The organism is Deinococcus aerolatus, from assembly GCF_014647055.1.
GTDB lineage: Bacteria > Deinococcota > Deinococci > Deinococcales > Deinococcaceae > Deinococcus > Deinococcus aerolatus.
In genome coordinates this window covers 71042-86847 of record NZ_BMOL01000007.1, presented here as the reverse complement: position 1 = coordinate 86847, position 15806 = coordinate 71042, and the positions used below count along the sequence as shown (strand labels likewise).

Here is a 15806-nt window from a genome sequence, read left to right as displayed (position 1 = left end):
GCCCAGCTTTCCCTTCGCCCGCCTACTCTGCCGCGCCTTCTCAAGAGGCCAGAGAACCACCCGCCTGGAGGCTCCACATGGATAATATCGTCGTCGAAGCCCTGGTCCGCGCGCTGTCAGTGGGCACGCCGCTGCTGCTGGCCTGCCTGGGCGCGATCATCAACGAGCGCGGCGGCGTGGTGAACCTGGGGGTGGAGGGCATGATGGCGGTGGGCGCGCTGGCAGCTTTTGCGGTGGCCTCCAGCAGCCCGGACGCAAACCTGTGGCTGGCGGTGGGCGCGTCCATGCTGGCGGGCGCGGCGCTGGCGGCCTTGCACGCGGTGGCCACCGTGACGCTGCGGGCCAACCAGTTCGTCAGCGGGCTGGCGCTGGCGCTGATCGGCACCGGCGCGGCGGGTCTGCTGGGCAAGAAATTCGAGGGCCTGCCGCTGTTCAACAAGGTGGCCGACTGGAACCTGGGCGGCCTCGTCATCAATCCGTTCACGGTGGCGGCGCTGCTGCTGGCCGCTGCACTGGCCTTCTACCTCAACTCCACCCGCTCGGGCCTGACCCTGCGCTCGGTGGGTGAGAACCCGGCTGCAGCAGACGTGCTGGGCGTCAACGTGGGCGCGGTGCGCGTGCTGGCGGTGTTGGCGGGTGGCTCGCTATCGGGTGTAGCCGGGGCCTTTCTGGCGCTGTCCTACCGCGCATCCTGGGCCGACAATATGACGGCGGGCCTGGGCTGGATCGCCGTGGCGCTGGTGATCTTCGTGGGCTGGCGTCCGCTACGGGCCGTGCTGGGCTCACTGTTCTTCGGTTTTCTGTACTACCTGCAGTTCCGCCTGCAAGGCAACAGCCCCATTCCGACCGAGGTGTTCAACGCCATGCCGTTTGTGCTGGTGCTGGTGGTCCTGGCCCTGGCCGGGCTGCGGGGCCAGCAGGGCCACGCGCCTGCCGGGCTGGGACGGCCCTACGTGCGCGGCGAACGCTAGCAGGGGCCTCCCTGAACCGAGCCGCACGCTCCACCATAAACCGGCGCCGCCTCTCCCTAAGGGAAGAAGGCGGCGCGCCTGTTGCTCGCACCTCAGGCGGGACTGGCTTTCTGGCGTGTCGGCCCCCGCCGGACGAGCCGCAGCGCGAACAGCACGGCGATCACCCCGGCGTAGAGTAGCGGCGGCACGATGTCTTGCTTGACGCCCCAGAAGTAGTGCAGGGCGCCCAGCCCCGCCGACAGGTACACCAGCCGGTGCAGTCGGGTCCATTTCTGAAAGCCCAGCCTCTTGACCGCGTTTCTGCCGCTCGTCAGGGCCAGCGGCACCAGCAGCAGCAGCGCCGTGAAGCCCACCGTCACGAAGGGCCGGTTCAGCACGTCCTCGAACATCACGCCCAGGCTGAAGCCGTGATCGAACAGGTAGATCAGGAAGTGCAGCACGCCGTAGCCGAAGGCCAGCAGCCCCAGCGCCTTGCGGATGCGTGCGGGCCACGTCCACCCGGTCAGCAGCCGCAGCGGCGTGCAGGCCAGCGAGGCCACCAGCAGAGTCAGCGTCAGCAGCCCGGTCTGAAGGGTGGCGCGCTGGATGGGATTCGCTCCCAGCGCCCCGGTGGAGGCGTCCCAGATCAGGACAGCCACCGGAAGCAGGCCACCCACCGTCACCGCCGGCACCAGCCACCCAAGAGGCGCCGCCTTCCGGCGCGGTCTGGATGAGCGGCGGTCAGGCGTCTTTGCCGTGGCCGCACTCTGGCGCGCGTCTCCGGTGCTCATGCTTAGAAGTTCTTCCTCAGGTCCATGCCCTTATACAGCCCGGCCACCTCATCGGCGTAGCCGTTGAACGGCAGGGTCTTGCGGCGGCCCAGCTCGCCGATCCGGCGCTCGGTGGCCTGACTCCAGCGTGGGTGCGGCACCGCGGGGTTGACGTTGGCGTAGAAGCCGTACTCGCCCGGCGCGGCCCGCGCCCAGGTGGTCTGCGGCTGCTTTTCGGTCAGGGTGATCTTCACAATGCTCTTGATGCCCTTGAAGCCGTACTTCCACGGCACGACCAGCCGCAGGGGCGCGCCGTTCTGGCCGGGCAGCACCCGGCCGTGCAGGCCCACCGCCATGAAAGCCAGCGGGTGCAGCGCCTCGTCGAGCCGCAGCCCCTCGACGTACGGCCAGTCCAGCACATTGCCCTTCTGGCCCGGCAACTGCTTGGGGTCCAGCAGCGCCGTGAACTGCACGTATTTTGCTTTACTTGTGGGCTCCAGGCGGCGAATCAGCCCGGCCAGCGGAAAGCCCAGCCACGGCATGACCATGCTCCAGCCCTCCACGCAGCGCATCCGGTAGATGCGGTCTTCCAGCGGGAACCATGATTGCAGCGTGTCAATGTCCACCGTCTGCGGCTTTTTCACCTCGCCGTCGATCCTGACCGTCCACGGGCGCGGCTTGAGGCTGCCCGCGTTCCTGGCCGGATCGGCCTTGTCGGTGCCCAGCTCATAGAAGTTGTTGTAGGTCGTGGCCTGCTGGTAAGACGTGACCGCTTCCTGGGTGTCGTACGGTCCCAGCGGGCGGGCGGGGCGGGCAAAATCGGTGCCCTGGGCCTCGGCGCTGCCTGCGCCGGGACGGCGGGTCAGGACCTCCAGGCCGCCGCCCAGTGCGGCCACCGTGCCGGTGAACAGCGCCGCGCTGCGCAGGAACTCGCGCCGGGGGTTGAGGTCGCTGCCGGGAATCAGGATGCGGCGTTCGTCGGGGTGACCGCCGTTGTCGTCGGGGGTGTTGCTCATGGGTCTGCCTCCAGTGGGTGAACTGTGCCTCTCGTTCAGCTATACGCAGTCTGCGCGAGTTCGGTTCATCACACCGTCACAAGCTTTGCTAAATGGGGAAGGACCCCCAGGCCAGAAGCCCGCCTGAGCATCCGTCTCTGCAGGGGCGACGGGCGGACAAGCGCCTACCCAGCCGAACCTCCTGCCGCGAAGCGCGTCTGCCAGAGCGTGCACTCCAGGGCCGTCTGCACAGAGAAGGAAGTGGCTCTACGCGCCCCCGTGGCCCTGTTCACCCAGAGCAGCCAGGATTGAGGCACAATGCGAGCCTGTCCATATGGTCTTTACCGGAGGTTCATCCATGAAAAAAGTCCTGCTCGCTGCCCTACCCCTGTCCATCGCCCTGATCAGTGTCGTGGGCGCGTCCGCCGCCCAGGCCCAGACGGGCGACAAGCTCAAAGCCTGTTTCATCTACGTCGGCCCGGTGGGTGACATCGGCTGGAGCTACGCCCACGACGAGGCCCGCAAGCTGGCGGAAAAGGCGTTGCCCTGGCTGGAGACCAAGTACGTGGAAAGCGTGCCGGAAGGTCAGGCCACGCCCGTGATCGACCGGCTGGTCAAGGACAACTGCCAGGTGATCTTCACCACGTCCTTCGGCTTCATGGACCAGACGCTGGAGGCGGCCAAGAAGTACCCCAAGGTGATGTTCATGCACGCCAGCGGCTTCAAGCGCGCGCCGAACATGGGCACCTACATGGCGGACTTCTATCAGGTCTACTACCTGAACGGCATGATGGCCGCCGCCGTCAGCAAGAGCGACAAGCTGGGCTACGTGGCCGCCTTCCCGGTTCCGGAACTCAAGCGCCACATCAGCGCCTTTGCGCTGGGCGCACGCGCGGTCAATCCCAAGGCCACCGTGAGCGTCAAGTGGATCAACTCGTGGTTTGACCCCAACAAGGCCCGCGAGGCCGCCGAGGCCCTGATGAGCGAGGGTGCGGGCGCTCTGGCCTTTACCGAGGACAGCGCCACCGTGGTGCAGGCGGCAGGGGCACGCAAGATTCCCTCGTTCGCGCATTACTCGCCGATGTACAAGTTCTCCCCCGACTACACGGTCAGCGGGCAGCTGGTCCACTGGGAGAAGATCTACATCGACTTTCTGACGAAGGTGCACAACGGCACCTACAAGATCGGCAACCTGGACAAGGTGGACTACTGGAACCTGCTGCGCGGCGGCAGCGTGGAACTGGGGGCGCAGCCGGGCATGCCGGTCAACCCCAAGTGGATCCCGCAGTTGAAGGCCAAGATGATGACCGTGGGCGGCAAGCAGGTCAGCGTCTATGACCGCGTGATGGCCCTGAAGACCGAGATGGAAAAGGGCGGCAAGTTTGACCCCTTCACCGGCCCGATCAAGGACCGCAACGGCATCCTGAGAATTCCGGCGGGCAAGGTCATCACGGTGGCCGAGCTGAACAACATGTCGTGGGTGGTTCCCGGCGTGACCGGTCAGGTGGCTGACGAGCCGAAGAAATAACCGGCAGGGCCACAAAGGAGAGACGGGGGAGATTAGGCCCCCGTCTTCTTTTCTTGGCTGGTGACTTTGCCCTGCGACCTCTGACCGCTTACCAGCTGTTGGGGTCGCTGTCCAGCTCTTCCGAGAGCAGCCACAGCTGACGGCCCTGGGTGGTGACGTCGCGCTGAGCGTCGAGCATCACGCGCTCCAGATCACCGCTCAGGTGTGGATGACGGTGGCGAAAATTTTTGAAGTCGCACAGCAGCAGCCCCAGCCGGTCGGGCCGCGCGTCGGGATCGGTCAGCACGTCGTACAGGGCGTCCCAGTTGCGCCCGAAGTTGTCGGTCAGGGCCAGGCCACGCAGCATCGCCAGCATCAACGAGTCCTTATCGTGTACATCCGAGAAGTCCACCTCGCGCAGGGCCACCTGGTACCCGGCCGCCAGCATGCGCGGCTCGTGGGGGGCTTTCTGGATGCCCTCGGGGGCCTGGTCAAACACTTGCATCACGGACGGATCCTCCTGAAACTGCTGTAATGGTCGGCGGTGTAGTAGCACTCGGCTGTGCGCGTGACCGGCTGACCCCCGCACACGATGCGCCGCGCGCCGCGGTCCCGCTCGCCGGGAGTGGGCACGGTGTACTCGCGGTAATAACTCCCTGCCTGCCGGGGCAGCAGGCGCTCGCGGTTGCCGAAAGTCACGCCGTCGCGGCTGTAGCGGAACGGGCCGCCGCGCTCGATGGTCTGCAGAACCTGCGTGCCCTCGCGCGGCAGCTCACCGGCACTGATCCAGCGCAGGCCACTCTCTGGGTCATGGCTGGAGGTCTGGGTTTGCTGGGCCGAAGACGGCGTCTGCGCCGTGTTCCGGTCCCCGGCGGGCAGATCGCAGGCGGCCAGAAACACGGCCAGTAAGAGAGTCAGGAGAAGGGCGCGCACGTTCACGGCCCCCACTCTAGGGTGCCCGCCGGTCCAGCCAGATGAGGAGTTCGGGCAAAATGGCCCGCAAACCCTTGTAGATCTGCTGGTCCGGCGTCATGGTCCGCAGCGCTGCCGCCAGTGCCTGGGCGTGTGCAGGCACCCGAACCGCCACATGCAGTGGGTACACGTACGGGCGGATGGTGAACAGGGCGCCGTGCGCCGCCGGGAACCCGGTCAGGGTCTGGCGTTCCACCCGCACAAACGTGCGGTCCGGATCGAAGCTCGCCAGCCTCTCCCCGCCTGGCGCGGCGGGATGGTGGTCCAGCCGGCCATCCCCCGTAATGCCCCAGGCAAAGCGGACGAAAGGCCCGCGCCCGATCACTGCCTCCACCAGCCGGGGCGCGGTGGCGTTCATGGGGCCGCTGCCTGCCACCGGGACATGCACCGCCACGAAGTCCCGCCCCAGCTTGTCGCGGGGGTCCCAGCGCTCCGGCGACAGCACATGCGTGGCCGCCAGCCAGTCACGCCCGGTCTGCGGCTCACGCGCGATGATCGCCAGATCCTCGGGAGCGTTCAGGCCCAGAAAGTCCAGGGCGCCCCGCGGTTCGAGGTCCGATCTCAACCCGGCCAGCGGCGCGTCGAACCGGCGCAGGCTCGTCAGTCCGCCGTGGCGGGGGTCCAGCCGCGCCTCCCAGCCCAGCAGCCGGTTGCCGAAGGTCTGCCCGTCCCAGGTCATCGCCCCGTCACTCTCGGCAGCCAGCGTGCGGGCCGTGAAGTTCAGCGCCGCCGCGCGCAGGTCCGGCGACAGGTTCGCCTCGCCCGCGTACTCGTGCAGCGCCCGGCGGTGGGCCGCCCACTTGCTAACCACAAAACGCTCGTAATGGTCGTCCAGCGCAAAGGTGTGCGATTCTGGCGCGCCGTTCTCGCGCCAGGGAATCGCCTGACCTGTCGAAGCGGCTCCCAGCCGGAACAGTCCGGCCGAAACGGTATACATGCCGTTCAGAAAGGGGCGGTAGACGGTGGGCGCGGGCATGGGAAATTGTGGCAGAAAGCTGGACGCCCATTTCTCACCTTCCAATTCTGGAAACGCGTTCGCGTTAGCCTGCACGCATGCCAGAACGTCCCCGGCGACTGCGCCGCACCCCCGCCCTGCGCGCCCTGACCCGCGAAGTCAGCCTCAGCCCGGCGCACTTCATCTATCCGATCTTCGTCCACGAACGGCCGGACGAGTCTCCCATCGCGTCCATGCCCGGCGTCAGCCGACACAGTATCGATGGCGCGACTGCACAGGCGCGTGAGGCCCTGCGGCTGGGGGTGCCCAGCGTTATCCTCTTCGGCATTCCGGACCACAAGGACGCGCACGGCAGCGGCGCGTATGCCGAAGGCGGCATCATCCAGCGGGCCACCCGGGCCATTAAGGCGGCGGTGCCGGAGATCACGGTCATGGCCGACACCTGCCTGTGTGAGTACACCGATCACGGCCATTGCGGCCCGCTGTGCGAGGTGCCGGGCCAGAGCGGGGCCGAAGCCTGGACGGTGGACAATGACCGCAGCCTGGAACTGCTCTCACTCACCGCCGTGTCGCAGGCCCACGCCGGGGCCGACGTGGTCGCGCCCAGCGCCATGATGGACGGGCAGGTGGGGGCCATCCGCGCCGCCCTGGACGCGGCGGGCTTCAGCGACATCCCGATCATGAGCTACGCGGTCAAGTACGCCAGCGCGTATTACGGTCCCTTCCGGGACGCGGCGGGGTCCACCCCCAGCGTGGGCAACCGTGCCACCTACCAGATGGACCCGGCGGGCGGCCACCGCGAGGCGCTGCGCGAGGCCCGGCTGGACGCCGAGCAGGGCGCGGATACGTTGATGGTCAAGCCCGCCCTGGCGTATCTGGACGTGGTGAGGCTGCTGCGCGATCACTTTGATCTGCCGCTGGTGGCCTACAACGTCAGCGGGGAATACTCGCTGGTCAAGGCCGCCGCGCAGTTGGGCTTCATGGACGAGCGGCGCACCGTGCTGGAAAACCTGACCGCCATGCGCCGGGCCGGGGCCGACGCGATCATCACCTACCACGCGCTGGACGCTGCCCGCTGGCTGCGCGAGGACGTGGTGCAGGAAGATGCCCTGCGGCCCGTGACGCCCATGCCTGTCATAGCTGGGCAAGACGCGGCGCCGGAGAATGGGCCGTGAGCCAGACTTCCCACACCAGCGCCCCGACGCCTGACAGCCCGATTCGCGTGGACTGGATTCCCACCGGCCTGTGGCCCGGACGCCTGGGCCTGACCTTCGCGCCGGGGAAGAAGGGCCGCAGCGTGATCCAGAAGGGGGTCATGCATGACCGCGACGTGTACAGCGACATGCAGACCCTGGCGGCGGACGGCGTGAACGTGCTGGCCCCGCTGATCGAGGACTTCGAGTTCGACATGCTGGGCATGGACGGCTACCACGCCGCCGCCGATCTGAGCAACCTGGAGATCAAGGCCTTCGCCATTCCGGATCAGCATGCCCCGGGCAAACGCGCCGATTTCGCGGCTTTCATCGACGAACTGATGACCGATCTGCTGGACGGGCGCGGCGTGGTGGTTCACTGTCGGGGCGGGCTGGGCCGCGCGGGACTGGCCGCCGCCTGCCTGCTGGTCCAGGGAGGCATGGCCGCCGAGACAGCCATTGAACTGGTCCGCCAGACCCGTGACCGCAAGGCCATCGAGACGCGGGAGCAGGAGCAGTTCGTCCACGAATTTGCCAACGCCCTGCCGGTCTCAACCCAGGCCTGAAAATCTAGCTGCAAGGTGAGTGCCCGTGACGCTGGGCCTCATGGGTCCGTCAGGCCCGGCGCTTACACTGGCGGTACCATGAACCTCACCTCTGTTCTGCTGAGTGCCGCCTGTGTGGCTGTGCTGGCCTCCTGTGCCCCCACTGCCACCGGCCCGCAGGTGGGCCGCATTGTCAACAGCGTGACCGGGCAGGAAGGCACCGTCAGCTTCAGGCGGGGCACCCTGCAGCCGCGCCTGGGCGATCCCTTCGCCGCGGACAACGCCACCATCCGTATCGGCGGCCAGACCTACAGCGGGCGCACCACCATCCTGAACGGCAGTGCCGGGAGCCTGCTGCCCGCTGGCCTGGGCCTGAGCCTCTCGGTGGGAGGTGGCGTGGCCCTCGGTGAGGGCGGCGCAGTGGCTGTCGGCACCCGCCTGGACACCCCCCGGCCCGGCGCCGCCACGGTTCGCAGCGGCAACCTGATTGCCCGCACGGCCGCAGGTCCCACCCTGACCCTGACCTGCACCCTGACCGTGGACGAGACCGAACACGGCATCGGCGAATGCACCGGCAACGACGGCGTGAAGTACGCCCTGCAATTCTGAACCGAAGCCGCCCGGTTATCGTCTGCCTGTGCGGCAGCGTGCGCTTTCTGGAAGGGTTCGATGCGGCCTCTCTGGCAGAAACGCTGGCAGGCCGCATTGTGCTGAGCGTGGGCAGCCACCGTCAGGGCGATGGGGAGGCCCTGGGGTATCTGAATCAGGCTCAGAAGACGGCCGCATTGGAAGGGCTGGCCGAACTGCACCGCCGCAAGATTGATCTGGCCGATGAAATTCTGGTCATCAACGTGGGCGGGTATGTGGGCGAGAGGACCCGCGCTGAGATTGAATATGCCCGCGCTCAGGGCAAGCGGGTGCGCTGGCTCGAACCGCAAGAGGAGGGGCGCGGCAAGCCGTAGCCGCCGCGCCCCTCGCCGTCACTCTGTCTTACGCCTGCTGGTACATCACCGCGCGCTTGACTTCCTCGATCAGCTGGGTGATCGGGATGTCGCGGGGGCACGCCTCGGTGCAGTTGTAGGCGGTCCGGCAGCGCCACACGCCGGTGTTCTGGTTCATGATGTTCAGGCGCTGGTGCGTGGCCTCGTCGCGGCTGTCGAAGATGAAGCGGTGCGCCTGGACAATCGCGGCTGGCCCCAGGTACGAGCCGTTGACCCAGAAGATCGGGCAACTGGTGGTGCAGGCCGCGCACAGGATGCAGTTGCTCGAGTGGGCCATGCGCTCGGCCTCTTCCTCGGACTGAATGCGTTCGGCGGCGGGGGCCGGCGACTCGTTGATGAAGTACGGCATGATGGCCTTGTAGGAGTCGAAGAACGGCTCCATGTCCACCAGCAGGTCCTTTTCCACCTTCAGGCCGCGAATCGGTTCGACGGTGATGGTGCCGCCATCTTTGGCCACGTCGCGCACCAACGTCTTGCAGGCCAGCCGGTTGCGGCCGTTGATCAGCATGGCGTCGCTGCCGCAGATGCCGTGCATGCACGAGCGCCGGAAGGTCAGGCTGGGGTCGTGGTACCACTTGACCTCGTTGATCACGTCCAGGACGCGGTCCCCGGCCTGGGCCTCAATGGCGTAGGTTTCCCAGTGCGCCTTGCGATCCTTTTCGGGATCGAAGCGCAGAATCTTGACTTTGACATGAAGCATCGGCAGCGCCTGTTTGGCGGCGGCTGGCGCGGTGCTGGTTTCGTGCTGCATTTGGGTCATTTGCAATCCTTCCGAAAAGGGGGCGTTCGAGAGGATGAGGCGCCTGGGACGCCCATCCTCTGCCACGCGGATCAGTACACGCGGGCTTTCGGCTCGAAGGCGCGGGTGAATCCCTTCAGGGCCACGTCCTTGTAGCCCATCAGGACGTTGCCGGGATTGTCCAGATCCTTGTAGGCCATGGTGTGCTTGAGCCAGTTGACGTCGTCACGGGTGCTGTAGTCGGCGCGGTCATGCGCCCCGCGCGATTCGGTGCGGTTCAGGGCGCTGGCGGTCATGGCCTCGGCGCAGTCCAGCATGAACCCGAGTTCCATGACCTCGATCAGCTCGGAGTTATAGCGCAGGCTGGGGTCGCCCACGTTCACGTTCTGATAGCGCGCCTTGAGTTCCTTGAGGATCTCGACCTGCTTTTCCATGTCCGGGCCGTTGCGGAAGATGCCGACATTGTTCATCATCGACTCCTGCATCTCCTTGCGGATCAATGCGGGATTTTCCTTGCCGCTGCCATTTTTCAGGCCGTCGAACATGTCCTTGGTCTCGCGCTGCGGATCGTCGGGCAGATCCGGGAATTCCACCTGGCGAGCGTACTGCGCGGCGTAGATACCGGCACGGCGGCCAAAGACCACCAGATCGCCCAGGCTGTTGGTGCCCAGGCGGTTGGCGCCGTGAAGGGACACGCAGGCCTGCTCGCCCGCCGCGTACAGACCCTCAATGCTGCCCCCGTTCCCATCGGACAGACACAGCCCATTGAGGTCGGTGGGAATGCCGCCCATCGCGTAGTGGGCGGTGGGCTGCACGGGAACCAGATCCTTGACCGGATCCATACCCAGGTAGGTGCGTGCCAGGTCGGTGATCTCGGCCAGTTTGCCTTCGATGACCTCGCGCGGCAGGTGGGTCAGGTCGATGTTGACGGCGTCGCCGTCGCGGCCCACGCCCCGGCCCTCGCGGATCTCGCTAATGATGCTGCGCGAGACGATGTCGCGCGGCGCGAGGTCCTTGATGGTGGGCGCGTAGCGCTCCATAAAGCGTTCGCCGTCGACGTTGCGCAGAATGCCGCCCTCGCCGCGGATGCCCTCCGTGACCAGAATGCCCAGCTTGGCCAGACCGGTGGGGTGGAACTGGTAGAACTCCATGTCCTCGAGCGGCAGGCCCTTGCGGTAGTAGATGCTCATCAGGTCGCCGGTCAGCGTCAGGGCGTTGCTGGTGATCTTGAAGATCCGTCCGTAGCCGCCCGCCGCCAGGATCACGGCCTTGGCATGGAAGGTGTGGATCTCGCCGGTGGCGAGTTCGTAGGCCACCACGCCCCGGCAGCGTCCGTCCTCGATGAGCAGGTCGGTGACGTGGAACTCGTTGAAGAACATGGTGCCTTCCTTGACGTTCTGCTGGTACAGCGTCTGAAGGATCATGTGGCCGGTACGGTCCTTGGCGTAGCAGCTGCGCTCTACGGCCGCCTTGCCGAACTCGCGGGTGTGGCCGCCGAACTTGCGCTGGGCGATCTTGCCGTCGGGCGTGCGCGAGAACGGCAGGCCCATGTGCTCGAGCTCGTACACCGCGTCGATGATGTCCTTGGAGAACACCTCGGCAGCGTCCTGGTCGGCCAGGTAGTCGCCGCCCTTGACGGTGTCGAACATGTGCCATTCCCAGTGGTCCTCGGCGACATTGCCCAGCGCGGCGCCGATACCGCCCTGCGCCGCCCCGGTGTGCGAGCGGGTGGGGTACAGCTTGGAGATACACGCCACCGACACATTGCCTTTGGCGGCATATAGGGCGGCCATCAGTCCCGCGCCGCCTGCGCCAATTACCAGTACGTCATAACGATGTTGCATGGTCAGTTCCGTCCTTTTCTAGAGGCCATTAAATCGAGAACAGGCCGATGGTGCCGAAGGTGAAAACCATGCCCACCACGGTGTAGAACACGCCCTTGACCCAGGCCCGGTTGGGCCGGCTACGGATGTAATCCTCGATGGAGTACCGCGCCCCGTTGGTGCCGTGCATCAGTGCCAGCGCCAGAATCAGCCAGTCGTAGAATTTCCAGGCCGGGTTCGCCAGCTTGCCCACCACTGCTGTGAAGGTGGCGTCGGACTCGGACACCTGAATAAAGGTCATGTAGATGTGGCCCAGCACCAGAAACATCAGGATCAGCCCGCTGATGCGCATGAAGATCCACCAGTTCAGCTCGGCGTTGCTGTGGGACTGCGTCTTGGCGTCGACAAACGTTCTTGCGCGGATCATGCTAGTAGCCTCCGATCAGGCGCGGCCACAGCGTCCACGCTGCGTACAGACCGCTGATCACGGTCAGGACCATCACGGCGTACCACATCTGGCGCTGGTAGGCCACGCCCGCCCCGGTAAAGTCCATCACGATGATGCGTAGCCCGTTAAAGGCGTGATACACCACAGCCGCTGTGATGAAAACCAGTCCGACGCGGAAGAATGCGATGTCGTAGATCTCGTGGATGCTCATGTAGAACCGCTCGCCGAAGATGAACGAGCCGATGCTGAACACGTGAATCAGCAGGTAGGCCAGAATCGCTATGCCCGACAGGCGGTGCAGCAGAAATGCCCATTGCCCCTCTCTTCCCTTGTACATCTGTTCCTCCCCAGATTGCCCGCAGGCCCCTCTTGAACCTGACCCACAGCCCGGATTTCTTCTCGGCCCGTAGTCTAGGCCGGGTATTTCGCCGTGTGGGTAACCATCGTGACCGTTGCTCTCAGGTGATTTTCAACCTGCCAAGGATAACACCCGCCCCCGCACCCGGCACCCCACTGCGTCCGGCGGATCAGGCGGAACTGTCACCGGGTTGGGGGCAGCGCGGGGGAGGCGCATGTCTTCCCATTGCCCTCCCCGCGCTACTCTGGACCGCATGAGCGATGCCAATGTTTTCAAGACCCCCGAACAGGAGGCCGAATTCACCCGCAAGCTGGTGCTGGGACTGCTGAGCACCCTGGAACACAAGGGCCTGCTGAGCTCGCCGGAACTGGACTCGATTCTGCGGGCCGCCCGTCTGGCCGCGTACCCGGTGGCCCCGGCCCCCGCCGCAGGGCCGGCTGGCCCCGGCACCCGCTGGGTCAAGCCCGGCCAGGGGGCCCAGGAGATGGACCGCACCACGCCCATCGGGATTCCGGACGTGCGTGCCGGTGGCAAGGACGGAAAGGAGAACCCGCTGATGATCGATATGGAACTGGACTGAGTAGTTTTAACGCAGTCCAAATGCAATAAGGCCACTGCTCTATTGTGCAGTGGCCTTCAAAGCTGGAATTTGTCTAACGCAGAATGCTCAGGAACCGATCATAACCACTACCTGTCGAGGCCCATTGCGAAATTATGAGGCCCACCCCCCCATCAGTAAGTAGCACACCGGCAGAGTTGCCTACGAAAGTTTTGATAACTTCATTCGTTAGCACGTTAACTTTGAGCACCGAGCTGTCTGAGATCGCCCACAGAATGTCTGGATTCTTCCTGTCGAATCCCAGAATTCTTTCGACCATCCCAATACCGTCTAGCGTTGTAATGGAGTCGTCAGAATTGATCCGGCTGAGCTGTCGATTGCGCAGGAAATAGACCAGGCCATCGGTTCGGTAGGACACACTGCCAGGCTCACCTCCAATTGACAAACCAATCTCTGAAACTGCTCCTGTACTCGTATCGATTTTCAGAGCTTTTGGAAGTGCGTACGAGGTATAGAGGATGATGCGTCCGTCGTTGCTCCGGGTGAAGGCCCCACTTGTATTGAAATTGTGGGGACTGCGAATCGTTGTGATGGAGCCTGTGACTACATCCCAATAGGCCAGATTACGTTCAACACCGCCAATTCCTACTGGTGTTTCCTGAATGAACCAGATTCTGTTCTGACCATCCATGGCGCCGTTGGTTGGAGCGCTGGCCAAAGCATAGGGCTTGCTGGACAGGGCTTTGACGCCCTGATCAGAGATTTGGAAAGTGTCAGCGCTAGAAGTATCAAAGGCAAGAACAGATCCATCGGACATTGAAAGTAGATTTGAGGCACTGTTCTTGACATTGTGGCTTGCGGTGATTTTGCCCGCGACAATGTGCTTGACCGTGTGGATGTAGTTCGTTTGCGTAGTGTCGTAGACCGATGAGGTGAACCAGATGCCCTCGCTCCCTGCCGCCAGGGCAAACCCAACGTTTGGCCCCAGCGCCACCCGTGCTGGAACCACGTTGAGGTTGAGCGTTCTCTCGTAAGTAGACTGATTCAGAACCTGATAGGGTGAACTCACAAGGGCGCTGGAGCTCCCCAGTTTCGCATCGACTGTAGCCGTCAATGGCACCTGAACTGTGGTGGTGGTGTTTGGGGTAATTCTGGCGTTCACTGGCGCACTCGTCACCCCAATGGGCAACCCCGTAATCTGCACGCTTGTGGATCCGCTAAAGCCGTTCTGACTTTGTAACTCCACCGCAACGGTCGTTGTCTCACCCTGGGGCAGCAATGGGTAAAAGGAAGTGCTGCCCAGCTTGACCGACACAGTAGGTCTGGGAACAACCAGATTGAAGTCCGCCCTGGTAACAGACGCGCCACTCTGGGCCGTAATCGTCAACGGGTATGTACCGCTTTTGAGTGCGGCGCTGCTCGTCAGGACCAGCTGTGCTGAGCCATAGCCGTTGAGATCGACATCTACTGGCGTGGTCGAGACACCACTGGGAAGGCCGCTAACGCTGACCGTGACCTTGCCCCTGAAATTTCCAACACTATTTAGCATCACGGGAAGGACACGGCTGCTGCTGGGCGGCAACTCCAGATCCTGAGTGCCCAGAAACACTGCGATGCCAGCGCGGGTCACTGTGATCTTCCCGGTGCCGCTCCCCACCTGCTTGGCATTTGAATCCTTGACCAGGACTTCAAACTGTTTATTGGACAGATTGGTTGTGCCCGTGTATTTGAACGTCAGTTTGGTGGCCAGCAACTGAGGTTGCAGATCCATCATCTTCAGCCGCGCTGACTGCCCACCCGTCGACTGTCCGCTCATTTTGGGCAGAGGATTTAGCGTCAGGGTGGCTGGCTCCACACTCAGCCCGGCGATGTCGGTAGAAAGTTTCACAACGCCGGAATAATTACCGATCTGGATCAAGCGGGCGTTTACCGTAAGCTGGTCTTCGTCGGAAAACGTCAGACTTTCCGGGTCGAGGCGCACAGCGACCCTCGGCGCGGCGGAAGTGAAAGTCAACTCGGCACGGTTGCCGGATGCGGCATTCTTAACCGTGACGTTCTGCCCCTCACCTGCGAAGACCAGCGTGTTCCAGCCCTTGACGGCCTGGATGTCATTCTTCTCGGTGATGACCGTGCCGTCTGTGAGGTTGTACTGACACTCTCCCCTGAAGATGAAGGCACGGTCTGAATACAGGCGGTACACCAGTGCGTTGGGCAGCGCAGCGTCTGGGCCACTGACGATCTTTTCTCGAATGGTTCCAATCAAGTCACCCTGAGGGCTGTAGGCATTCAGGCTCAGACTGTCCAGAATGAGGGCGCTGGCATCTGTGTTGGTCCCGCTGCAGCCCGTTGAGTAGAAGCCGCCCAGCAGGTCATCTGGGGCTGGGACCAGCAGAGCGAGATCCAGGGTCAGCACATTGCTCCTGACCACGGCCTCGCCAAAGAATGGATCGCTATGGCTCAGAAGATTGGCGCTGTCGATCTGCAGGTCCGTTCCTCCAATCTTTCCTGAAATCTGGGTGTTGCTCACGGCGACACCAGCCTGCGCCGCGGCCTTGTACTCCAGCGTCACGCTCTTGTTATTGTCGAGGGTCACGCTCTGGGCGGCAGGGGTGGCGTAGCTGTTCACCGCGCCGCCCTGCACGTTCAGCACACTGCCGGCGGCGACATCACCGAACGTCTTGCTGCCGGTCAGAGTACCGTCGAAGAGAGTGGTGTTGCTGATGGTGTTAGTGATCTTGACCGGGGCACCTGAGACGCCGGCAACGTTCACGGTCAGGGCAAAGGCGGAGGAAGATGGGGGTGTGGTGCCGCCACCACAGGCAGCAAGGAGGGCGCTCAGGCCGAGGACAGCAGGCGGAATCAGAAGTTTCTTCATAAAGCTTCAGAATTCTAATGCGCGGCCGGACGGCCAGGGTGCAACTTTGCGGACCTGTGGGCGGGTGTGATCATCTTCATGAACAAGACGGCATTTAGGATTACGGAGTGTGCGGC

At 64.2% G+C, this 15806-nt stretch carries 17 protein-coding genes; 7 read left to right on the top strand and 10 right to left on the bottom strand.

The genetic code is table 11. From position 1 onward, the window contains the following. Positions 1-77 precede the first annotated feature (77 nt). Positions 78-971 carry an ABC transporter permease gene (locus tag IEY31_RS09145; protein WP_188971137.1) on the top strand — a complete coding sequence of 298 codons (894 nt, stop codon included), beginning with the start codon at positions 78-80 and terminating at the stop codon, positions 969-971. Positions 972-1063: 92 nt separating this feature from the next. On the opposite strand, the gene IEY31_RS09140 is transcribed toward IEY31_RS09145, so the two are convergent. Together IEY31_RS09140 and msrP are read right to left on the bottom strand one after the other, a co-directional pair. Beyond that, on the bottom strand, positions 1064-1741 hold the full coding sequence (locus IEY31_RS09140) for a protein-methionine-sulfoxide reductase heme-binding subunit MsrQ (RefSeq protein WP_188971135.1): 678 nt from the start codon (positions 1739-1741) through the stop codon (positions 1064-1066). Between the two features lie 2 nt (positions 1742-1743). Continuing rightward, a complete protein-coding gene (gene msrP / locus IEY31_RS09135) occupies positions 1744-2736 on the bottom strand; it encodes a protein-methionine-sulfoxide reductase catalytic subunit MsrP (RefSeq protein ID WP_188971133.1) in 993 nt (330 codons plus the stop codon). Between the two features lie 337 nt (positions 2737-3073). On the opposite strand from msrP, the gene IEY31_RS09130 reads away from it, so the two are divergent. After that, on the top strand, positions 3074-4243 hold the full coding sequence (locus IEY31_RS09130) for a BMP family ABC transporter substrate-binding protein (protein WP_188971131.1): 1170 nt from the start codon (positions 3074-3076) through the stop codon (positions 4241-4243). Between the two features lie 88 nt (positions 4244-4331). Here the strand turns inward: IEY31_RS09130 and IEY31_RS09125 are convergent, their stop codons facing one another. Genes IEY31_RS09125 through IEY31_RS09115 form a run of 3 tightly spaced genes read right to left on the bottom strand, consistent with a single transcriptional unit; the run spans position 4332 to position 6170 of the window. Continuing rightward, positions 4332-4727, bottom strand: coding sequence for a barstar family protein (locus tag IEY31_RS09125; protein WP_308424318.1), 396 nt, complete (start codon positions 4725-4727; stop codon positions 4332-4334). Continuing rightward, positions 4727-5161 (bottom strand): ribonuclease domain-containing protein, encoded by a 435-nt coding sequence (locus IEY31_RS09120; protein ID WP_308424317.1) that lies wholly within the window; start codon positions 5159-5161, stop codon positions 4727-4729. Before IEY31_RS09120 ends, IEY31_RS09125 begins: the two co-directional genes overlap by 1 nt. Positions 5162-5171: 10 nt before the next feature. Next, positions 5172-6170 carry a heme-dependent oxidative N-demethylase subunit alpha family protein gene (locus IEY31_RS09115; protein WP_188971125.1) on the bottom strand — a complete coding sequence of 333 codons (999 nt, stop codon included), beginning with the start codon at positions 6168-6170 and terminating at the stop codon, positions 5172-5174. A gap of 77 nt (positions 6171-6247) precedes the next feature. Here IEY31_RS09115 and hemB point away from each other — a divergent pair, with 77 nt between their 5' ends. From hemB to IEY31_RS09095, 4 genes are all read left to right on the top strand, one after another. Next, positions 6248-7324, top strand: coding sequence for a porphobilinogen synthase (gene hemB, locus IEY31_RS09110; protein ID WP_188971123.1), 1077 nt, complete (start codon positions 6248-6250; stop codon positions 7322-7324). Further along, a complete protein-coding gene (locus IEY31_RS09105; protein WP_229723448.1) occupies positions 7321-7908 on the top strand; it encodes a cyclin-dependent kinase inhibitor 3 family protein in 588 nt (195 codons plus the stop codon). Before hemB ends, IEY31_RS09105 begins: the two co-directional genes overlap by 4 nt. 78 nt (positions 7909-7986) lie before the next feature. Further along, a complete protein-coding gene (locus IEY31_RS09100; protein ID WP_188971121.1) occupies positions 7987-8496 on the top strand; it encodes a hypothetical protein in 510 nt (169 codons plus the stop codon). A gap of 38 nt (positions 8497-8534) precedes the next feature. Then, positions 8535-8849: a hypothetical protein gene (locus tag IEY31_RS09095; RefSeq protein ID WP_229723447.1), complete on the top strand. Its 315-nt coding sequence runs from the start codon at positions 8535-8537 to the stop codon at positions 8847-8849. Between the two features lie 28 nt (positions 8850-8877). Here the strand turns inward: IEY31_RS09095 and IEY31_RS09090 are convergent, their stop codons facing one another. The 4 genes from IEY31_RS09090 to sdhC all read right to left on the bottom strand — a co-directional run bounded on the left by IEY31_RS09090 (position 8878) and on the right by sdhC (position 12235). Then, positions 8878-9648: a succinate dehydrogenase iron-sulfur subunit gene (locus IEY31_RS09090; protein WP_188971117.1), complete on the bottom strand. Its 771-nt coding sequence runs from the start codon at positions 9646-9648 to the stop codon at positions 8878-8880. Between the two features lie 71 nt (positions 9649-9719). Continuing rightward, positions 9720-11471: a succinate dehydrogenase flavoprotein subunit gene (gene sdhA / locus IEY31_RS09085; RefSeq protein ID WP_188971115.1), complete on the bottom strand. Its 1752-nt coding sequence runs from the start codon at positions 11469-11471 to the stop codon at positions 9720-9722. Between the two features lie 28 nt (positions 11472-11499). Beyond that, complete coding sequence (locus IEY31_RS09080; RefSeq protein WP_188971113.1) at positions 11500-11877, bottom strand: succinate dehydrogenase hydrophobic membrane anchor subunit; 378 nt, start codon at positions 11875-11877, stop codon at positions 11500-11502. Position 11878: 1 nt separating this feature from the next. Continuing rightward, on the bottom strand, positions 11879-12235 hold the full coding sequence (gene sdhC, locus IEY31_RS09075) for a succinate dehydrogenase, cytochrome b556 subunit (protein WP_188971111.1): 357 nt from the start codon (positions 12233-12235) through the stop codon (positions 11879-11881). A 274-nt stretch (positions 12236-12509) separates the two neighbouring features. On the opposite strand from sdhC, the gene IEY31_RS09070 reads away from it, so the two are divergent. Continuing rightward, positions 12510-12836 carry a hypothetical protein gene (locus tag IEY31_RS09070; RefSeq protein ID WP_188971109.1) on the top strand — a complete coding sequence of 109 codons (327 nt, stop codon included), beginning with the start codon at positions 12510-12512 and terminating at the stop codon, positions 12834-12836. A 73-nt stretch (positions 12837-12909) separates the two neighbouring features. Here IEY31_RS09070 and IEY31_RS09065 read toward each other — a convergent pair whose 3' ends face one another. Next, positions 12910-15690 carry a COG1470 family protein gene (locus IEY31_RS09065; protein ID WP_188971107.1) on the bottom strand — a complete coding sequence of 927 codons (2781 nt, stop codon included), beginning with the start codon at positions 15688-15690 and terminating at the stop codon, positions 12910-12912. Between the last annotated feature and the right edge of the window lie 116 nt (positions 15691-15806).